General features: G+C 32.5%; 17 protein-coding genes and 2 tRNA genes. 12 read left to right on the top strand and 7 right to left on the bottom strand.

Annotation, left to right across the window (positions count from 1 at the left end):
* Positions 1 to 2: 2 nt before the first annotated feature.
* The gene (locus VBY68_RS12910; RefSeq protein ID WP_415269969.1) at positions 3 to 494 is read right to left on the bottom strand and encodes a DinB family protein; all 492 of its coding nucleotides are present in this window, start codon (positions 492 to 494) and stop codon (positions 3 to 5) included.
* Between the two features lie 219 nt (positions 495 to 713).
* Here VBY68_RS12910 and VBY68_RS12905 point away from each other — a divergent pair, with 219 nt between their 5' ends.
* Entirely contained in the window at positions 714 to 1,670 is a 957-nt protein-coding gene (locus VBY68_RS12905; RefSeq protein ID WP_273694076.1) for a helix-turn-helix transcriptional regulator, read from the top strand.
* On the opposite strand, the gene polA is transcribed toward VBY68_RS12905, so the two are convergent.
* Positions 1,667 to 4,489 carry a DNA polymerase I gene (polA, locus tag VBY68_RS12900; protein ID WP_415269968.1) on the bottom strand — a complete coding sequence of 941 codons (2,823 nt, stop codon included), beginning with the start codon at positions 4,487 to 4,489 and terminating at the stop codon, positions 1,667 to 1,669. The two genes, VBY68_RS12905 and polA, sit on opposite strands and share 4 nt — an antisense overlap.
* A 172-nt stretch (positions 4,490 to 4,661) precedes the next feature.
* Between polA and VBY68_RS12895 the strand changes: the two genes are divergently transcribed.
* Together VBY68_RS12895 and VBY68_RS12890 are read left to right on the top strand one after the other, a co-directional pair.
* The gene (locus VBY68_RS12895; RefSeq protein ID WP_415269967.1) at positions 4,662 to 5,888 is read left to right on the top strand and encodes a metallophosphoesterase; all 1,227 of its coding nucleotides are present in this window, start codon (positions 4,662 to 4,664) and stop codon (positions 5,886 to 5,888) included.
* Positions 5,889 to 5,975: 87 nt separating this feature from the next.
* A complete protein-coding gene (locus VBY68_RS12890) occupies positions 5,976 to 6,269 on the top strand; it encodes a thioredoxin family protein (protein ID WP_099215056.1) in 294 nt (97 codons plus the stop codon).
* On the opposite strand, the gene VBY68_RS12885 is transcribed toward VBY68_RS12890, so the two are convergent.
* Both VBY68_RS12885 and VBY68_RS12880 read right to left on the bottom strand, forming a co-directional pair.
* Positions 6,266 to 6,895: a polysaccharide deacetylase family protein gene (locus VBY68_RS12885; RefSeq protein ID WP_415269966.1), complete on the bottom strand. Its 630-nt coding sequence runs from the start codon at positions 6,893 to 6,895 to the stop codon at positions 6,266 to 6,268. The genes VBY68_RS12890 and VBY68_RS12885 overlap by 4 nt on opposite strands.
* Positions 6,896 to 6,898: 3 nt before the next feature.
* Positions 6,899 to 10,009: a protein O-mannosyl-transferase family gene (locus VBY68_RS12880; RefSeq protein ID WP_415269965.1), complete on the bottom strand. Its 3,111-nt coding sequence runs from the start codon at positions 10,007 to 10,009 to the stop codon at positions 6,899 to 6,901.
* A gap of 216 nt (positions 10,010 to 10,225) precedes the next feature.
* Between VBY68_RS12880 and VBY68_RS12875 the strand changes: the two genes are divergently transcribed.
* The 3 genes from VBY68_RS12875 (at position 10,226) to VBY68_RS12865 (ending at position 11,031) form a co-directional block, all read left to right on the top strand.
* Positions 10,226 to 10,296: transfer RNA gene (locus VBY68_RS12875), tRNA-Gln, on the top strand.
* A 95-nt stretch (positions 10,297 to 10,391) separates the two neighbouring features.
* A tRNA-Gln gene (locus VBY68_RS12870) sits at positions 10,392 to 10,462 on the top strand.
* A gap of 86 nt (positions 10,463 to 10,548) precedes the next feature.
* Complete coding sequence (locus VBY68_RS12865; protein WP_274638727.1) at positions 10,549 to 11,031, top strand: DUF4252 domain-containing protein; 483 nt, start codon at positions 10,549 to 10,551, stop codon at positions 11,029 to 11,031.
* A gap of 104 nt (positions 11,032 to 11,135) precedes the next feature.
* Here VBY68_RS12865 and VBY68_RS12860 read toward each other — a convergent pair whose 3' ends face one another.
* Complete coding sequence (locus tag VBY68_RS12860; RefSeq protein ID WP_099215061.1) at positions 11,136 to 11,483, bottom strand: arsenate reductase family protein; 348 nt, start codon at positions 11,481 to 11,483, stop codon at positions 11,136 to 11,138.
* 117 nt (positions 11,484 to 11,600) lie between these two features.
* On the opposite strand from VBY68_RS12860, the gene VBY68_RS12855 reads away from it, so the two are divergent.
* From VBY68_RS12855 to VBY68_RS12840, 4 genes are all read left to right on the top strand, one after another.
* Positions 11,601 to 12,056, top strand: coding sequence for a DinB family protein (locus VBY68_RS12855; RefSeq protein WP_099215062.1), 456 nt, complete (start codon positions 11,601 to 11,603; stop codon positions 12,054 to 12,056).
* 53 nt (positions 12,057 to 12,109) lie between these two features.
* A complete protein-coding gene (locus VBY68_RS12850; RefSeq protein ID WP_415269964.1) occupies positions 12,110 to 13,258 on the top strand; it encodes a cystathionine gamma-synthase in 1,149 nt (382 codons plus the stop codon).
* A gap of 124 nt (positions 13,259 to 13,382) precedes the next feature.
* The gene (locus tag VBY68_RS12845; RefSeq protein ID WP_415269963.1) at positions 13,383 to 13,976 is read left to right on the top strand and encodes a TetR/AcrR family transcriptional regulator; all 594 of its coding nucleotides are present in this window, start codon (positions 13,383 to 13,385) and stop codon (positions 13,974 to 13,976) included.
* 51 nt (positions 13,977 to 14,027) lie between these two features.
* Positions 14,028 to 14,513 carry an acyl-CoA thioesterase gene (locus VBY68_RS12840; RefSeq protein WP_415269962.1) on the top strand — a complete coding sequence of 162 codons (486 nt, stop codon included), beginning with the start codon at positions 14,028 to 14,030 and terminating at the stop codon, positions 14,511 to 14,513.
* Positions 14,514 to 14,568: 55 nt separating this feature from the next.
* Here VBY68_RS12840 and VBY68_RS12835 read toward each other — a convergent pair whose 3' ends face one another.
* Complete coding sequence (locus VBY68_RS12835) at positions 14,569 to 15,177, bottom strand: superoxide dismutase (protein WP_121146566.1); 609 nt, start codon at positions 15,175 to 15,177, stop codon at positions 14,569 to 14,571.
* A 124-nt stretch (positions 15,178 to 15,301) separates the two neighbouring features.
* Positions 15,302 to 16,336 carry a class 1 fructose-bisphosphatase gene (gene fbp / locus VBY68_RS12830; RefSeq protein WP_415269961.1) on the bottom strand — a complete coding sequence of 345 codons (1,035 nt, stop codon included), beginning with the start codon at positions 16,334 to 16,336 and terminating at the stop codon, positions 15,302 to 15,304.
* Between the two features lie 146 nt (positions 16,337 to 16,482).
* On the opposite strand from fbp, the gene VBY68_RS12825 reads away from it, so the two are divergent.
* Together VBY68_RS12825 and VBY68_RS12820 are read left to right on the top strand one after the other, a co-directional pair.
* A complete protein-coding gene (locus VBY68_RS12825; protein ID WP_273693591.1) occupies positions 16,483 to 16,965 on the top strand; it encodes a GNAT family N-acetyltransferase in 483 nt (160 codons plus the stop codon).
* A complete protein-coding gene (locus VBY68_RS12820) occupies positions 16,952 to 18,205 on the top strand; it encodes an aspartate kinase (RefSeq protein WP_415269960.1) in 1,254 nt (417 codons plus the stop codon). The genes VBY68_RS12825 and VBY68_RS12820 overlap by 14 nt, the downstream gene beginning before the upstream one ends.
* Position 18,206: the final 1 nt, after the last annotated feature.

Here is an 18,206-nt window from a genome sequence, read left to right as displayed (position 1 = left end):
TATTAACGTTCATAAAAATAAGGAGGCTCAATACCTAAAGCACGTAGATAAACATATCCCTGTCCGCGATGATGGATTTCATTATCAATAAAATAAAAAATCGATGACCAAACCGTACCTTCATATTGACCAAAAATTTTAATGCTTTGCTGAAATTGTTCTGGTTTAATTTGTGCCCAATAGGTATTTATTTCATCAGTAGCTTTATCCCAAAGTTCCAGAATTTTTGCCTTTTTATTACCGTGATCCATCTCTTCAATTAACTCTTGTATTTCTCCTGTAGCAATTTCTTTAATACCTGGACCTGCTATACCTAAAAGTTCCATAACCATATCAGCAAAAGTACGCATGCCTCCTATAGAATAATTAAAAAAGGCTTCCTCAGGAAAAGCTTCAATAGTTCTTCGGGTTAAACCTCGATGCCCTTGCCAATGTTTTAATAACTCAGAAGGTGTAATTACTTGTTTTAATAATGTGCTTGTTGTTGATTCCATAATTGTAATTTTTATTATTTGAAGTCAAAATTAGTATGGGGTAGTGACAGCTTTATGTCAGTAGGAAAAAATAAATTTTAAAAATGTCTATTGACAAAGGGTTGTCACTTACTGTATGTTTATTTGTATATCATAAGAAGTAGAGTCATTATGTTGAAGCTAAAATTTAAAAAATACTTCAGCCTGAAATCCTATCTTTGGGAAATATGTTATAGCATTATGAGTTTAGACACGGTAAAACGGTTTGATAGAATTGTAGCCATCCTTATTCAGTTACAATCCAAACGTATTGTAAAAGCACAAGAATTAGCTGATAGATTTCAAGTAAGTTTACGTACTATTTATCGTGATATACGAACACTTGAAGCTTCGGGAGTACCCATTATAAGTGAGGCAGGAGTTGGTTATTCTATTATGGAAGGATACCGTTTACCACCTGTTATGTTTACTAGAGAAGAAGTGGGAAGTTTTGTAGCTGCCGAAAAATTAATGCAAAAATTTGTAGATAAATCGTTGGGGAATTATTACGAATCTGCCATGATGAAATTAAAATCAGTTTTACGTGGTCGTGAAAAAGATTGGATTTCTGCTTTAGAATCACAAATACTGGTTGATCCTACAAATAAATTATTCAACGATAGTTTACCAAATGCGCTTGAAACATTATTTGAAAGCATTGCTGAAAAAAGACAGGTATTTTTAAAATATCAAGCATTAAATAGAGAAACACCTTCTGAGCGTTTTGTGGAACCTGTAGGTATTTATCACGAATCAGGATTTTGGTATGTATTAGCTTTTTGCCATTTAAGGAGTGATTACAGGCAGTTTAGAACCGATAGAATGCTAGCTATTAAATCAACCCAAAATAGTTTTACTAGAGAACATATTACGTTAGATGAATATCGCAGTCAATATGAAAACACACCAAAAACAAAAGTTGTTATTTCTGTTGATAAAAGTGTGGTACGATATATAAACAACAGCAAAATGCACCATGGTTTTGTGTCTGAAAAAGTGAAAGGGAACCAAGTAGAAATGACATTTATGACCTCCTATGTTGAACATGGCTTTTCCAGATGGTATATTGTGTTTTCTGACTATGCTAAAATTATTGAACCTGAAAGTTTAAAACTTCAGGTAAAAGAGATTTTAGAGAAAGCAATTACTAAACTTTAATGCGCTTCTAACCAATTGACTCCTGTATCAATTTCAACATCTAATGGAACAGTCATTTTAAAGGCGTTTTCCATTTCTTGTTTAATGATAGGCTTAATGATGTTTACTTCATCTTTATGTGCGTCAAATACCAATTCATCGTGTACTTGTAATAACATTTTCGATTTAAAATTTTCTTGCTCAAATCGCTTGTAAATGTTAATCATGGCAAGTTTTATAATGTCCGCAGCAGAACCCTGAATAGGCGCGTTTACGGCATTTCTTTCCGCAGCACCACGAACAATAGCATTACGAGAATTAATATCTTTTAAATAACGACGACGATGTAATACAGTTTCTACATATCCGTGTTCACGAGCAAAATCTACTTGTTTAGAAATATAATTTCTTAGTTTCGGATAGGTTGCATAATAGGTGTCAATTAATTCTTTTGATTCTTTACGAGATAAATCGGTTTGATTACTTAATCCGAAGGCAGAAACCCCATAAATAATTCCAAAGTTTACTGTTTTAGCATTACTACGTTGCTCACGAGTTACCTCTTCAATAGGAACGTTGAATACTTTTGCAGCAGTAGAAGCGTGAATATCTTCACCATCTTTAAATGCCTTAATCATGGTTTCTTCTTCACTTAAAGCAGCAATAATTCGTAATTCTATCTGACTGTAATCTGCTGCTAACAACACATAATTTTCATCTCTTGGAATAAATGCTTTACGCACTTCCTGTCCGCGCTTAGTACGAATAGGAATGTTCTGCAAGTTTGGGTTGTTAGAGCTTAAACGTCCAGTGGCAGCAACAGCTTGTGCATATACAGTGTGTACTCTTCCTGTTTTTGGGTTAATTTCATTAGGAAGTGCATCAACATAGGTGCTTTGTAATTTTTTATACTGACGATATTTTAAAATATCAGCTACTATTTGATGATCTTTAGCTAAATACGAAAGTACATCTTCTGCTGTAGAATATTGCCCTGTTTTGGTTTTCTTAGGTTTGTCAACCAGTTTTAACTTGTCAAATAGAATAGGTCCTAATTGCTTTGGTGATGCAATATTAAACTCTTCACCAGCTTGTTCGTATATGTTTTGTTCAAGTTGAGAAATATCTTTAGATAATGCTTCAGAAAGAGTTTTTAAGAAGTCGACATCTAAATTAATACCTTCAATTTCCATAGCTGTTAATACAGAAACTAACGGAGTTTCTACTTCGTTAAATAACTTGGTAACATTACCACTTTCTAGCTCTTTAGAAAAGTGTTCTTTTAATTGATAAGTAATATCAGCATCTTCAACCGCATACTCGGTTTGTTTAGGCAGTTCAACTTGTCGCATTGAAAGTTGATTTTTACCTTTTTTACCAATCAACTCTGTAATAGGTTGTGGTTGATAGTTTAAATATGTTTCTGCAAGTACATCCATATTATGACGCATATCTGGATTGATAAGGTAATGCGCAATCATGGTGTCAAACAATTTACCTTGTACAGGCATGTTGTAGTTTGACAGTACTTTAATGTCGTATTTTAAATTATGACCAATTTTTTCAATGGTTTCGGCTTCAAAAAATGATCGGAACTCTTCTAGAATAGTCTTTGTTTCTTCTTGGTTTTCAGGAAAAGGAACGTAATAGCCCTTACCAGCTTCCCAAGAAAATGCAATTCCAACTAACTCAACTTCTAAGGCTTTTAATCCTGTTGTTTCAGTATCAAAACAAACAGAGTTTTGTTGCATTAATTTCTCTAACAATAATTTTCTTGAAAGAGGTGTATCTACTAATTGATAGAAGTGATTAGTATTTTCAATGGTTTTAAAGCCGTTGATATTTGTGTCTTTAGAGGCACTTCCACTACCGGGAGCAGCAAATAAATCAAATTGACCAGCTGCACTAGCCTTTGTTGCTTTTGGTTTTTCAGTCGTGGTAGTGCTTTCTTCAGTAGGAGCAAATGTTTTTAAGAAGTTTTCTGTTAAACGACGAAACTCTAGCTCCGTAAAAATTTCTTTGGTAGCTTCTACATTAGGTTGTTCAAAAACTAATTTATCCAATTCCAATTCAACAGGAACATCTAGTATAATAGTAGCTAGTTTTTTAGAAAGCAGACCTAATTCTTGATTAGCTTCTACCTTTTCTTTCATTTTTCCTTTTAGCTCATGTATATTTTCAAACAAGCCTTCCATACTTCCATAAGCAGCAATGAATTTTTTGGCTGTTTTTTCTCCAACACCAGGTAAACCAGGAATGTTATCAACAGCATCACCCATCATTCCTAAAAAGTCAATTACTTGCAATGGGTCTTCAACACCAAACTTTGTTTTAACTTCTTCAACACCCCATTTTTCGTAACCATTTCCCATACGAGGCGGACGGTACATAAAAATATGTTCAGAAACTAGTTGAGCAAAATCTTTATCAGGTGTTACCATATAGGTGTGAAGCCCTTCTTTCTCGGCTTTTTTAGCAAGTGTTCCTATAATATCATCAGCTTCATACCCTTCTTTTACAATGGCAGGAATGTTCATGGCTTCTAATATTTTTTCAATATAAGGCACTGCTAAGCGAATGGCTTCAGGAGTTTCTTGTCGGTTTGCTTTGTAATCTTCAAAAGCTTCAACACGATCTACACTTCCGCCTCTGTCAAAACATACCGCTAGGTAATCAGGCTTTTCACGCTTTATTACATCTAGTAAAGAGTTAGTAAACCCCATAATTGCAGAAGTGTCTAATCCTTTAGAGTTGATACGTGGATTTTTAATAAAGGCATAATATCCTCTAAAAATTAAAGCGTATGCGTCGAGTAAAAAAAGTCGTTTATGATCTGCCATGTTTTGTCTTAAGCCTATTGAAATAAAATGTTGATACCGATTTGTTTACAGAAAAAAGTAGAAAACTATAGTTTCTATGAACTTTGGAGGTAAAGCTACAAAACTTTAACAAGATGTTAAAAATCAATTTTAAGAATCGCTGTATCTTTGTTTCTCCTTAAAAATGAAATAGATGTCTCGTTGGTTAGTAACAATTATTATAATATCAGCAATAATTATTGTGTTTGAAGCATATGCTTTTCAGGCAATAAAAACACTTACTAAAAGTAAAATTATTCGTTATGGATGGTTGTTAGTTGGATTGCTAGCTTATGCAAACTTTTTTTATGTGATATTTACTTCTGATAGAAGTTCAGGTCAAACAAGAGAGTTTCAATGGGCAATGGGGATGCTTTTACTTGTTTTAGTTCCTAAAGTGGTAGTTTTTATATTAATGTTTGGGGAAGATGTGGTGAGATGGATTCAAAAAGGAATTTCATTTTTATCTAAAGAAGAAACTAAAGATTTAAATGGAAGAAGGGCTTTTATATCGAAGATAGCTTTAGGGTTGGCAGCTTTACCATTTACAAGTTTGTTGTATGGTATGGTTAGAGGAAAGTATAATTACAAGGTGTTAAAATATCAATTAAGTTTTAAAGATTTACCAGAAGCTTTTGATGGTTTCACCATATCTCATATAACTGATATTCACTCAGGAAGTTTTGATAACAAAGAAAAAATCCAGTATGGAGTAGATTTAATTAACGAGCAGGAATCAGACATGATTTTGTTTACAGGTGATATCGTTAATAATTTTGCTCATGAAATGGAAGATTGGGTGCCAATGTTTTCGGAACTAAAAGCACCTATGGGAAAATACTCTATCCTTGGAAATCACGATTATGGAGATTATTCTGATTGGAAAACTCCAGAAGATAAAAAGGCAAATTTTCAAGCGGTAAAAGATATTCATCCAAAAATAGGGTTTGAGCTATTGTTGAATGAAAATAGGTACATAGAAAAAGATGGAGAGAGAATTGCTTTAGTTGGTGTAGAAAATTGGGGAAAAGGACGTTTTAGCAAAGCAGGAGACCTTAAAAAAGCATCAGAAGGGATAAGTAAAGATGATTTTAAAATTTTACTATCTCATGACCCTAGTCATTGGGAACATAAAGTAAAGCAAGATGATTTTAATTATCATTTAACTTTAAGTGGGCATACACATGGTTTACAGTTTGGTATTGAAATTCCAGGTTGGATTAAGTGGAGTCCTTCTAAATATGTATATAAACAGTGGGCAGGATTGTATAAAGAGTTTGATAGATATATTAACGTAAATAGAGGTTTTGGGTATCATGCTTTCCCTGGTAGAGTAGGAATTTGGCCAGAAATTACTGTAATTGAGTTAAAAAAAGCTTGATTTTCAGTATTTTTAAGATTTTCATAATAATTACCTAACAAAAAATTAGTAATTTTAGGCTCTTTAGTGATTAAACGTATGCAAAAGATGACAAAGTTTGGTGAAATTATAAGCATTAACAAACCTGTGTTAATCGATTTTTATGCAGATTGGAGTGAACTAGAACCTAGTTTAGATACACTTCGTGATGTAGCTGCTGCATTAGGTGACAAAGCCAAAGTAATTAAAATAGACATTAAAAAGAATGAAATTCTTGCCGATGCCTTAAGAGTTAAGGGGAATCCAACTTTTATGATTTATAAAAATGGTGAGATGAAATGGCGTCAAACAGGAGAGCAAGATGCTAATACGTTAATAGGATTGGTTCAGCAGTTTGTTTAAGTGATTGCTTTAAAGTCATAACCTCTTTGCGAAAATTCTTTTAAAACTTTTGGAAGCGCATAATACAATTTGTCGCTAGCTTTTATACTATCGTGAAAAACGATGATACTTCCGTTTTGTGCATTTTCAAGTACGTTTTGCAAACATTTTTCCTTCGTGATGCTCGAATCAAAATCTGCGGATAATACGTCCCACATAATAATTTTATAGTCGCTAGCAAGAAGTTGTTTAGCTTGTTTTCTTTTTATTTTTCCATACGGAGGACGAAATAATTTTGTTTTTTGATCAGGTAATAAGCTTTCACATTTACTTATGTTTTCAATATAAGTTGTATTGCTACTTTTCCAGCCGTTTAAGTGATTAAAAGTATGGTTTCCTACCGAATGTCCTTCGTTAACAATTCTTGAGAAAACAGCAGGGTGTTTTCGAATATTATCACCAATACAAAAAAAGGTAGCTTTTGCATTAAAATTATGTAGTTGGTCTAGTACAAATTCAGTAACCTGAGGAATAGGTCCATCATCAAAAGTGAGGTATATTTCTTTCTTATTGGTAAAAAAAGACCACGTATACTTAGCAAAAAGTTGTTTAAGTATACGTGGTGTTTTTATAAAGTATAACCTCATGTATTAAGGTTTAATAGTATCGAGTTCTTGAGGTAACTCAGGTTCGTCTTCAGGCATTAAGTGACTAAATAAACGAGCATGTGTTATATAATCTTCAAAAAACTTTTTACTGTACTCTTCATCTTTGTCGTATCGAGTAATTTGTTGAACTAAGTTTTGATACATGTATAAACTAGTCTCTAAATTATCGATGATTAAATCAATATCCTGAGTATTAAATGTACTGTAATATTTTAATTTTTGTTGAAAAATATCGGTTAAAATTTCAGCCGTTTCCCTAGCTTTATTAATGTCACCAATACGATAATATAACTCTGGATAACCTAAAGAGAAATTGTAATGATCAAAATCTTTAATAGGCATTTTGTGTAACGATAAATCTAATACATCTTTTGCTTTTACAGAATCTCCTTTCTGTAAAAATTCTTCTGATAAACGAATTAAGTTATTACGTAAAGAAATTGCGTTACGCTTACTTTGCTCATCTAGGTAAATCTCTCCGTTATTGATTGTTTTCCAATCCCATTTTTTAACGTTATCATACATTTTTTCAGGATCTATACGCCCCATATCAAAAATTGTACGCCCTTTATTAGATGTTTTAATAGGTACTAACTTATATGCCATTCCATCTAATTGTAAGTAATCTTTTAACCAAATGTATTCTTCATCTGCATTTGCACCGCCAGTGAAGTAAATAGGTCGCTTCCAATCAAAATTGTTCAAGATATCTAGCATTAAAAGTCTTGCTTTTGATAAACCTCTATCATCAACAGTAATGTCGATATAATCTACCATTTTATCAGCATCTTTTTGTGCTACTAATCCAGTTTTTAACGCGTTTTCTTTGTTAACAGGAATACGAATTCTGTTAGTAGGATAGAATTTTTCCTTAGCACCATCTCCTGCATCTAAATAAGTAGCATCATTATTACTAGCTATCCAACGCATAAAATCATTTATGTTAAGCAAAGAGTCTTTTAACTGTGGGAGAGGATAGTAATATGCCATATCTAGTGTTCCGTACTTGTATTGATCATGTGTCAACTGCGACGGAATAGGGTCTGCATCATAAGTTTTCTTTTTCATTTGGTCGATGTACCAATCTGTTTGAAAAAGACTTGTGTTTACTATTTTAATATCTCTGCGAACACCTTCTACTTGTTGCATATACCAAAGAGGGAAAGTATCGTTGTCTCCAATAGTAAATATAATAGCATTCGGATCGCAACTTTCTAAATAGGTTTGTGCGTTTAGTTGTGCTAAATAACGGTCAGATCTATCATGATCGTCCCAGTTTTGGAAGCCCATTAAAGTAGGAACAGCTAGCAATGAAACTACTGAAACAGCAATAGCAACTACCTTTTTACTAGCGTACTTTTTAAAGTAATCATAAAGGGCTAGTACTCCGAAACCAATCCAAATGGCAAATACATAAAAAGAACCTACTACCGCATAATCACGCTCACGAGGTTCAAAAGGTTTTGGATTAGTGTAAAATATGATAGCTAGACCTGTGAATAAAAAAAACAGTGTTAACACATAAAAACTCTTCTTATCTCTATTGAGTTGATATAATAAACCAATAAGACCTAAAATAAAAGGTAAAAAGAAGTAAGTATTACGTCCTTTATTATTTTTAATATCGTCTGGTAAGTTTTGTTGTGAGCCTAGAAAGAATTCATCAACTAAAGTGATACCGCTTAACCAGTTTCCATTTTCATCTAAATGTCCTTGAATATCGTTTTGACGACCTACAAAATTCCACATAAAATAACGTCCATACATATACCCAAATTGAAAATCAACCATGAACTTTATGTTTTCTAAAAACGTTGGGCGTCTTTTACTACGAGCAGGAATGCCAGCAATACTTTTGTATTGCTGTTCAGAAGCAGGATTTACCATACGAGGAATGAATCCTTTATGTTTGCTTGAGTAATTAGGAAGTACTTTTTTGTATTTATTAACAATAACATACTTGCCATCTATTTTTTCGTACTTAGGTTTATCATCTTTATATGGGGTGTCAGCATCTAACTCTCCATCTTTAGCTACAGAATAGTAGTTGTCATAAAAAACATTAGAATCACCGTATTGTTCACGATTGTAGTAAGCTAATAATTCACGAGCACTTGATGGATTATTTTCGTTGATAATAGTATCAGCATTTGCACGAATTGGTAACATTAACCAAGACGAGAATCCAATCATAATAAATAATACTGAAAGTACTAAAGTATTTGCCGTAACTAAGTTCTTTTTACGAGTGTACTTTAAACCGTAAAAGAACAAACCTATTAAAACAATTCCAGCAATGATGGTTCCTGAGTTATAAGGCAATCCTACTTGGTTGATAAAGAATAATTCAGCAACACTAAAGAATTTTAAAGTAAAAGGAAATAAAAACTTAAATACAAAAGCTAATACTAGTATTGCCACTAGGGTAGCAATTGCAGTTGTTTTTATGTTGATGTCTTTATATGTTTTGAAGAAATATACTAAAACGATTGATGGAATTACTAATAAAGAAAGTATATGAACTCCAAAAGATAGTCCAACTACAAAACTGATTAATACTAACCATTTATTTCCTCTAGGAGTATTTAACTCACTTTCCCAACGTAATCCTAACCAAAATAGTAGCGCCATTAAGAAAGAAGACATGGCATATACTTCACCTTCAACAGCACTAAACCAAAAACTATCAGAAAAAGTATAAGCTAAAGCACCTACTAATCCACTTCCTAAAACAGCAATAGCTTCATTATTACCTAACTTACCATTTTTAAAGGCCATTTTTCTGGCTAAATTGGTAATTGTCCAAAACATGAAAAGAATGGTAAAAGCACTTGCTAACCCAGACATAAAGTTGACCATTTTTGCCAACTGACTAGGGTCACTAGTAAACATAGCAAAAAAAGCACCTAACATTTGAAATAAAGGAGCACCAGGAGGGTGTCCAACTTCTAAATTTACAGCAGTTGCAATGTATTCTCCACAATCCCATGAACTCACTGTAGGCTCAAGAGTTAAGGTATAGGTAATTAACGCTACTGCAAACGAAACCCATCCTAAAATGATGTTCCACTTTTTATAGTTAAACTCAGTCATAGTTTTTTATCTAGATATAAAGTACGAATGTATTAATTACTAATGATTTTTTAGTTGAAAACAAAAATATAATTTTAACAGTTTCTCTAAAATAACCTCCGGTATAAAGTTCTGTTAAATGAATTTTAAGAGGTGAAAAAAGAAGTAAACGAAAAAAAGCGTAAAAAATTTGCTGAAATAAAAGTTTGTTTTATATTTGCACCCGCAATAAGCAATTGGCCTATGGTGTAATGGTAACACACCGGTTTTTGGTACCGATATTCAAGGTTCGAGTCCTTGTAGGCCAACAAAATCCTTACGAACTTCGTGAGGATTTTTTTATAAAAAGTGTTTAATGATTTCTAAATATAAAAGTTTGTTTTTATATTTGCACTGTAAACATTGGCCCATGGTGTAATGGTAACACACCGGTTTTTGGTACCGATATTCAAGGTTCGAGTCCTTGTGGGCCAACTAAAAAGTCTTAACTGAATAAGTTAAGGCTTTTTTGTTTGTAACAAATTCTTATTAGCGTCGTCTTCATTTAAAACACTATTATTATGAAACGAATTGCAACCATCTTTTTCTGCTTTTTTGTGTTAAGCTCTTTTGCACAAAAAGAAAATTTTAAAACATTTTACCAATCTAATAAAGATAGAGCTGAAGTATCTTTAAATATTCCTAGTTTTTTTGCTAACATGTTCATCTCTGATGAAGACACCGATGAGTTTGGCGTTTTCTTGAAGAAATCTAAAAATTATAAAATCATGGTGTTCAATAACAACATGGCTTCAGTGCAAAAAGATTTTAAAAAGTTTGCTCGAAGAAATAATTTAAAAACTTTAGTAAGAGTAAAGGATGGTAAGGAAAGAGTTACAGTATATTTTAGAAAGACAAAAGACCGTATCAAAGAAATTATTGTAAATGTTCATGATAAAAGTGACGAAATGGTATTGTTAGGGATTAAAACAAACCTTACGATGGATGAACTATCGGCTATGGTTGAGGCTTCCACCAAGAATAGTAGTGTTGCTGTTAACTAATATCGTTATGTGTAATTAAATATACTTCCTGAGCACAGTAGAAGGAATATAAATAATAAAGAATCCTATTATAAACTCCGACTTTTAAAGTCGGAGTTTTTTAATTAATTTAGTAATGCTTTTAAACTTTCCACCACCTTTTTACTGTTCCCAATAAAAATTTGGTTATCAACAATAAAAACAGGACGTTTTAAAAACGTGTATTCATCTAAAATATATTGTTTATAATCAGCTTCCGTTAAATTCTGATTTTTCAAATCCATTTCACGATATAGTTTTGCGCGTTTGTTAAATAAGCTTTCGTAGCTATCTGTCAATTTGCGCATTTCTTCTAATTGAGCAACAGTAACCGGATTTGCCTTTATTTCTTGTTTTTCAAATCCGTCAAGATTTACTTCTTTTAAAATTCGTCGGCAAGTATCACAGGTTTGTAAAAAATAAACTTTCTTCATTATATAAGTTTTTATCGTATTAGCTATAGATTAGTTTTAACCATTAAATAACAAATACTCATTATAGGTTTTCATGGCTAAATAGGTATCTTTGATGTAGCTAAAATAAGTAGAAAAATGAACAAACAGTTTGAAGTTTTAAAAAGATCAAGAGACTTAGTTTTAAAAAGAATAGAAGGGTTATCATTAGAACAATTGCACATAATCCCTGAAGGGTTTAACAATAACATTGCATGGAATGTAGCACATTTAGTAGTTACACAACAATTATTACATTACAAGTTATCAGGATTAAATTGTTTAGCGCCAGATGAGTTAATTGAAGGTTATAGAAAAGGAACTTTTCCAACGAAAGATTTTACCGAAGAAGAATTTGAAGAGGTAAAAGAACTATTAATTGGTTTACCAGAAACCTTAGAAGAAGACTTTGAAGCAGGTATTTTTAAAGAATATGAAGAATATGAAACAAGCACAGGTTTTGTGATAGATTCTTTTGAAAGTGCTGTAGCTTTTAATAATTTACATGAAGGAATGCACCTAGGAATTATCATGAACTTGAGCAAACTGGTTTAGTACTCTAATAATTTGATATTGCTTTAAAGTATGGCAACAATAAATGTTAACAGATGAAATTCAACACAAAAACCATACATGGAGGTCAGCAACATGAAGAAGCTACAGGAGCAGTAATGCCTCCGATTTTTCAAACGTCAACCTATGCACAGTCAAGCCTAGGAGTGAATAAAGGATATGCTTATTCACGTTCAGCGAATCCTACACGTACCGCTTTAGAAAATGCATTTGCATCTCTTGAAAATGGAACACACGGATTTGCTTTTTCTTCTGGTTTATCGGCTATTGATTGTGTGCTTCGCACATTAAATCCAGGTGATGAGGTTATTGCAGGGGATGATATTTATGGTGGGACATACAGAATGTTTACCAACATGTTTGAAAAATATGGATTGAAGTTTCAGTATGTTGACATGAATCAAGTTGCCAATGTAGTTAATGCAATTTCAGAAAAAACAAAACTAATTTGGATAGAAACACCTACAAATCCGTTAATGAAAATTGCGGATATAGAGGAAATAACCAAAGCAGTGAAAAATAAAAAACCGGCTATTGTAGTAGCGGTAGATAACACTTTTGCAACACCGTATTTACAGCGTCCGTTAGATTTGGGTGTAGATATCGTAATGCATTCAGCAACTAAGTATTTAGGAGGGCATTCTGATTTGGTGATGGGAGCTTTAATGACTAAAAATGCTGAGTTAGCAGAACAATTACACTTTATTCAGTTTGCTGCAGGTGCTATTGCAGGACCTATGGATTCGTTTTTAGCACTTCGTGGAGTAAAAACCTTGCATTTACGTATGCAGCGTCATTGTGAAAATGGAAAAGCAGTAGCTAAATATTTATCAGAACATCCAAAAGTAAGAGAGGTATTTTATCCGGGATTGGAGAGTCATCCAAATCATGAAATAGCCAAAAAACAAATGGATGATTTTGGAGGTATGGTTTCTTTTAGATTGAAAGATGAAAGTAAACAAGCTGCTTTAACTTTCTTAGAAAATACTCAACTATTTACGTTGGCTGAATCGCTAGGAGGAGTAGAAAGCTTGGTAAGCCATCCGGTAACAATGACACATGCTTCTATTCCTGAAGCTGATCGTTTAAAAATAGGAATTACCGATTCTTTAATTCGCTTGAGTGTTGGAGTAGAAGATATAGACGATTTATTGGCTGATTTAGAACAAGCGCTTTCAAAGTAGAAAGGCTATTAAAAATAAAAACAAAAAATCCGAAGTATGTAAGCTTCGGATTTTTATTCTATAACACACAAAATATACCGTTCAGTATATTTTGTATATATTTGTATCTCTAATATTTTGAAAAGTGTCTAAATCAGAAAGAACAAAGGCTTTTATAATTGAAACAGTAGCTCCTATTTTTAATAGAAGCGGTTTTTCTGCGATGAGTTTATCAAAAATAACAGAAGCAACTGGTTTGACCAAAGGGGCTATTTATGGTCATTTTGAAAATAAAGAAAAGCTAGCTATAGAATCGTTTAAGTTTTCAGTAAGAAAGGTACTAAAGGACTTAAATAAGACTGTAAACAAAGGCGAAACACCTTTAGAGATGCTGAAAAACATAGCAGTTTTTTATGAAGATTATTATGAGTACAATAAACAATTTGGTGGATGTCCTATTTTAAATATCGGTGTAGATGCTAACAATCAAAATAAGGTAATTACTCAATTGGTTCAATCGTACAATCACAGAATTTTAGAGCGGTTTTCTCAGCTAATTGAAAAAGCAAAAGACACCAATGAAATAAAAAAATCAATAGATAGTATGTTGTATGCAAAACGTTTTTTTTACATGATTGAAGGAGCAGTTTATATGACACATATAATGAAAGATGATAGTTACTTAAAAGATGTATCTACAGTATTGCAACAAATTATAAAACAAGAATTACAGAAATAACTATTTTTTTAATCAAAAATATACCGTTCGGTATATTTTAAATATAATACCATGGAAATACCAAAAATTTTAGAAAGTAAAACAAAAATTAGATTTCAAGATTGCGATCCTTTCAATCATTTAAATAATGCTTCTTATTTTAATTATTTAATCAACGCCAGAGAAGATCAATTGATAGCCAATTATAATTTAGATATCTACCAACATGGAAAAGAACGAGGAAAAAGCTGGGTGGTAGGCTCACATCAAATAGCCTATTTAAAACCAGCAACTTTAATGGAAACTGTAACGATAGAATCGCAATTGATTAATTATAGCGATAGAAATTTGTTAGTTGAAATATGTATGTGGAATGAAGATAAAACAGCCTTAAAAGCCATACTTTGGAGTTCTTTCGTGTATTTTGATTTATTAAAATTATCTTCAGCTAAACATACTGAGGATTTACTAGAGTTATTTGAAAACGCAGTATTACCGATAGAACAAACAAGTTTTGAAGAAAGAACAAAAAGTTTCCGATTACAAAAAACGGTATAAAAAAAGACCTGCATTTTTGCAGGTCTTTTGTATTTATTATTGCTAAAGCTATTAATTATTTAGCAGCAGCATATCTTCTTTCCACTTCGTTCCAGTTGATTACTTTGAAGAAAGCTTCAATATAATCAGGACGACGGTTTTGGTAGTTTAAGTAATAAGCGTGTTCCCAAACGTCTAATCCTAAAATAGGAGTTCCGCCACAAGTAACACCTGGCATTAATGGGTTGTCTTGGTTAGGAGTAGAGCAAACTTCTACTTTACCTCCTTTGTGTACACATAACCAAGCCCATCCTGAACCAAACTGTGTAGCAGCTGCTTTAGAGAAAGCATCGATAAAAGCTTCTTTTGAACCAAATTCAGCTTCGATAGCATCTTTTAATTCTCCAGATAAATATCCTCTATCTTCTGGGTTCATTACTGTCCAGAATAAAGAGTGGTTGTAAAAACCACCACCGTTATTACGAACAGCAGCATTGTTCATATCTAAATTTGTTAAAATATCTTCGATAGATTTTCCTTCTAAATCAGTACCCTCAATAGCAGCATTTAATTTAGTAGTATATCCGTTGTGGTGCTTAGTATGGTGAATTTCCATAGTTCTAGCATCTATATGTGGTTCTAAAGCGTCATAAGCGTATCCTAATTCTGGTAAGTTAAAAGCCATAATTATTTGTTTTTTAATAGATTAATTTTTTCGTTTTTCCGAATGTAAATTTAACCCAAAAAAATAAGGCAAACAACTGTTTGCCTTATGGATAATTTATTTGAGTATAAATAATAACTATTCTTTAATAGGTTGGCTTTTCATCAGCAGAAAATTCAGTCATAAATTCTTCAGCTTTTTCAACCATTTGTATACTACCACAGTAAAAAGGAACACGTTGGTGTAACTCGGTAGGTTTAATATCTAAAATACGAGTAAAACCATCAGAAGCTTTACCGCCTGCTTGCTCACAAATAAACGCCATAGGATTACATTCGTACAATAAACGTAACTTTCCTTTAGGTGTTATAGCTGTAGCAGGGTAAATATAAACCCCACCTTTTACCATGTTTCTATGGAAATCTGAAACTAACGATCCAATATAACGTGCTGTGTATGGACGGTTATCTGCTTCGTTTAATTCTTTACAGTGAATTAAGAAACGTTTCATTCCTTCTTGAAAATGTGTAAAATATCCTTCACTTACTGAGTAAATTCTACCAATTTCAGGATAACTCATATTTGGGTGTGATAAATAAAAAGTACCAATGGCAGGATTTAAGGTAAACCCATTTACTCCATTACCAGTAGTAAAAACTAACATGGTTGAGGTACCATAAGCTACATAACCAGCGGCTACTTGTTCGCTACCTTTTTGTAAAAAATCTTCTTTAGTTACAGGAGTTCCAACAGGAGAAATTCTTCTGTAAATAGAAAAAATAGTTCCTACAGAAACATTTACATCAATGTTAGATGATCCATCTAAAGGATCCATTAACAACACATATTTATTTTCGTTGGCTTTGTTTTGACCTTCAACAATTACAAAATCGTCTTCTTCTTCACTAGCAATACCACAAACAATCTCACGATTAATTAATGTTTGTTTAAATAAATCGTTTGCTAAAACATCTAACTTTTGTTGTGCCTCACCTTGTACATTAATATCACCAGCAGCTCCGGTAATATCAACCAATCCAGCTTTTCTAATTTCGTGGTTTACTACTTTAGCAGCTAATCGGATAGAATTTATTAAACGAGATAATTCACCAGAAGAATATTTAAAGTCTTTTTGTTTGCTGATGATAAACTCACCCAGCGTCATATGCTTGTTACTCATGTCAAATTTTTGTGTTGTGCGTACAAAGATGCCAACTTTTATTTAGTAATTTAAAATTTTCAACAAAAAAATATGATGTGTTTTAATTTTTCATTTGTTTTATCAGAAAGTTTTAAGAGAAGTATCTTTACAAAAAAAATTAAGAAATGAGTTTTATTATCAGACCAGGAGAGCAAAAAGATGCTCAAGCTATATTAGATTTAATTATTGAATTAGCTGTTTTTGAAAAGGAGCCAGATGCGGTTAAAATTACGGTTGAAGACATTGTTAAAGATGGGTTTTCTGATAAACCGAAGTTTAAAACCTTTGTGGCTGAAGAAGATAATAAGATTATAGGAATGGCGTTGTTTTATGAACGTTATTCTACATGGAAAGGAAAAGCAATTCATTTAGAAGATCTCATGGTAACGCAATCTAAAAGAGGTATTGGAGCAGGAAAGGCACTATATAGTGCCGTAATGAATTATGCATATAAAAATAATTGTAAAAGAGTTGCCTGGGAAGTATTAGATTGGAATACAGGAGCTGTTGATTTTTACAAAAATACAGGAGCTACTGTGTATGATGAGTGGAGAGTATGCCATATGAATGAACAAAGCTTAGAACAATTTTGTAATGAGAATATTTAAGTTTGGAGGAGCATCAGTAAAAGATGCGAATGGAGTGAAAAATGTTGCGAAAGTATTGCAACATGAAGGAACAGAAAATACACTAGTTGTAATTTCTGCCATGGGAAAAATGACCAATGCTTTTGAGCAAGTGGTTAATGATTATTTCTACAAAAAAGAAAGCCTTAAAGATTCTTTGAGCTTTGTAGAAGACTTCCATCAAAAAATGCTGGGAGATTTATTCAGTCCAAATGACGAGATATATAACAAGGTAAATCATTTGTTTGGTGAATTGAGCGGTTTCATGGCTCGAAATACATCCAAAGATTACAACTATGTGTACGATCAAATGGTTGGTTTTGGAGAATTACTATCTACTACTATTGTAAGTGCTTATTTATCTGAAATAGGAGTAGAAAATCAATGGTTAGACGTAAGAGAGTATATAAAAACCGACGGTACTTATCGCGATGCTAAAATAAATTGGGAGCAAACTGAGCAACAAATCAAAGAAAAAGTTGATGTATCTAAACTAAATATTACACAAGGGTTTTTAGGAGGGTTTGGAACAGAAACAACTACATTAGGAAGAGAAGGTTCCGATTATACCGCAGGTATTTTTGCCTATTGTTTGGATGCTGATAGTGTTACTATTTGGAAAGATGTTCAAGGAGTATTAAATGCTGACCCTAGAGTGTTTTCAGAAACGGCTTTGTTACAAGAAATCTCGTATACAGAAGCTATTGAAATGGCGTTTTATGGAGCATCGGTAATTCACCCAAAAACAATTCAGCCTTTAGAACAAAAAAACATTCCGCTGTATGTGCGTTCTTTTGAAGATGTTACAAAATCTGGAACGTGTGTTGGAAGAGGGAAAAAAATAACACCAGAAGTTCCTTGTTTTATCGTAAAGAAAAATCAAATTTTAGTAGCAATTTCAGCAAAAGATTTCTCTTTTATGGTAGAAGATAATATTAGCGATGTTTTTAAGAAGCTACACGACTATAATTTAAAAGTAAACTTAATTCAGAATTCAGCGATTAGTTTTTCTGTTTGTATAGAAGATAAGTACAATAATTTTGAAGATTTTTATAACGACTTAAAAGGAGCTTATAAAATAAGAGCATACAAAGGAGCTACATTATATACAATTCGTCACTTTAATGATGAAGCTATAAAAACGATAAGAAAACGAGGAAAATCAATCATTCGTCAAATAAATACTGAAACTGCACAGTTAGTGATTCAAGAAAACATGTAAA

Origin of the sequence: Tenacibaculum ascidiaceicola, from assembly GCF_047470925.1 — a bacterium.
In the GTDB taxonomy this organism is placed as follows: Bacteria; Bacteroidota; Bacteroidia; order Flavobacteriales; family Flavobacteriaceae; genus Polaribacter; species Polaribacter discolor.
The sequence above is the reverse complement of the archived record's forward strand: the minus strand, read 5'-3'. Positions and strand labels throughout refer to the sequence as shown.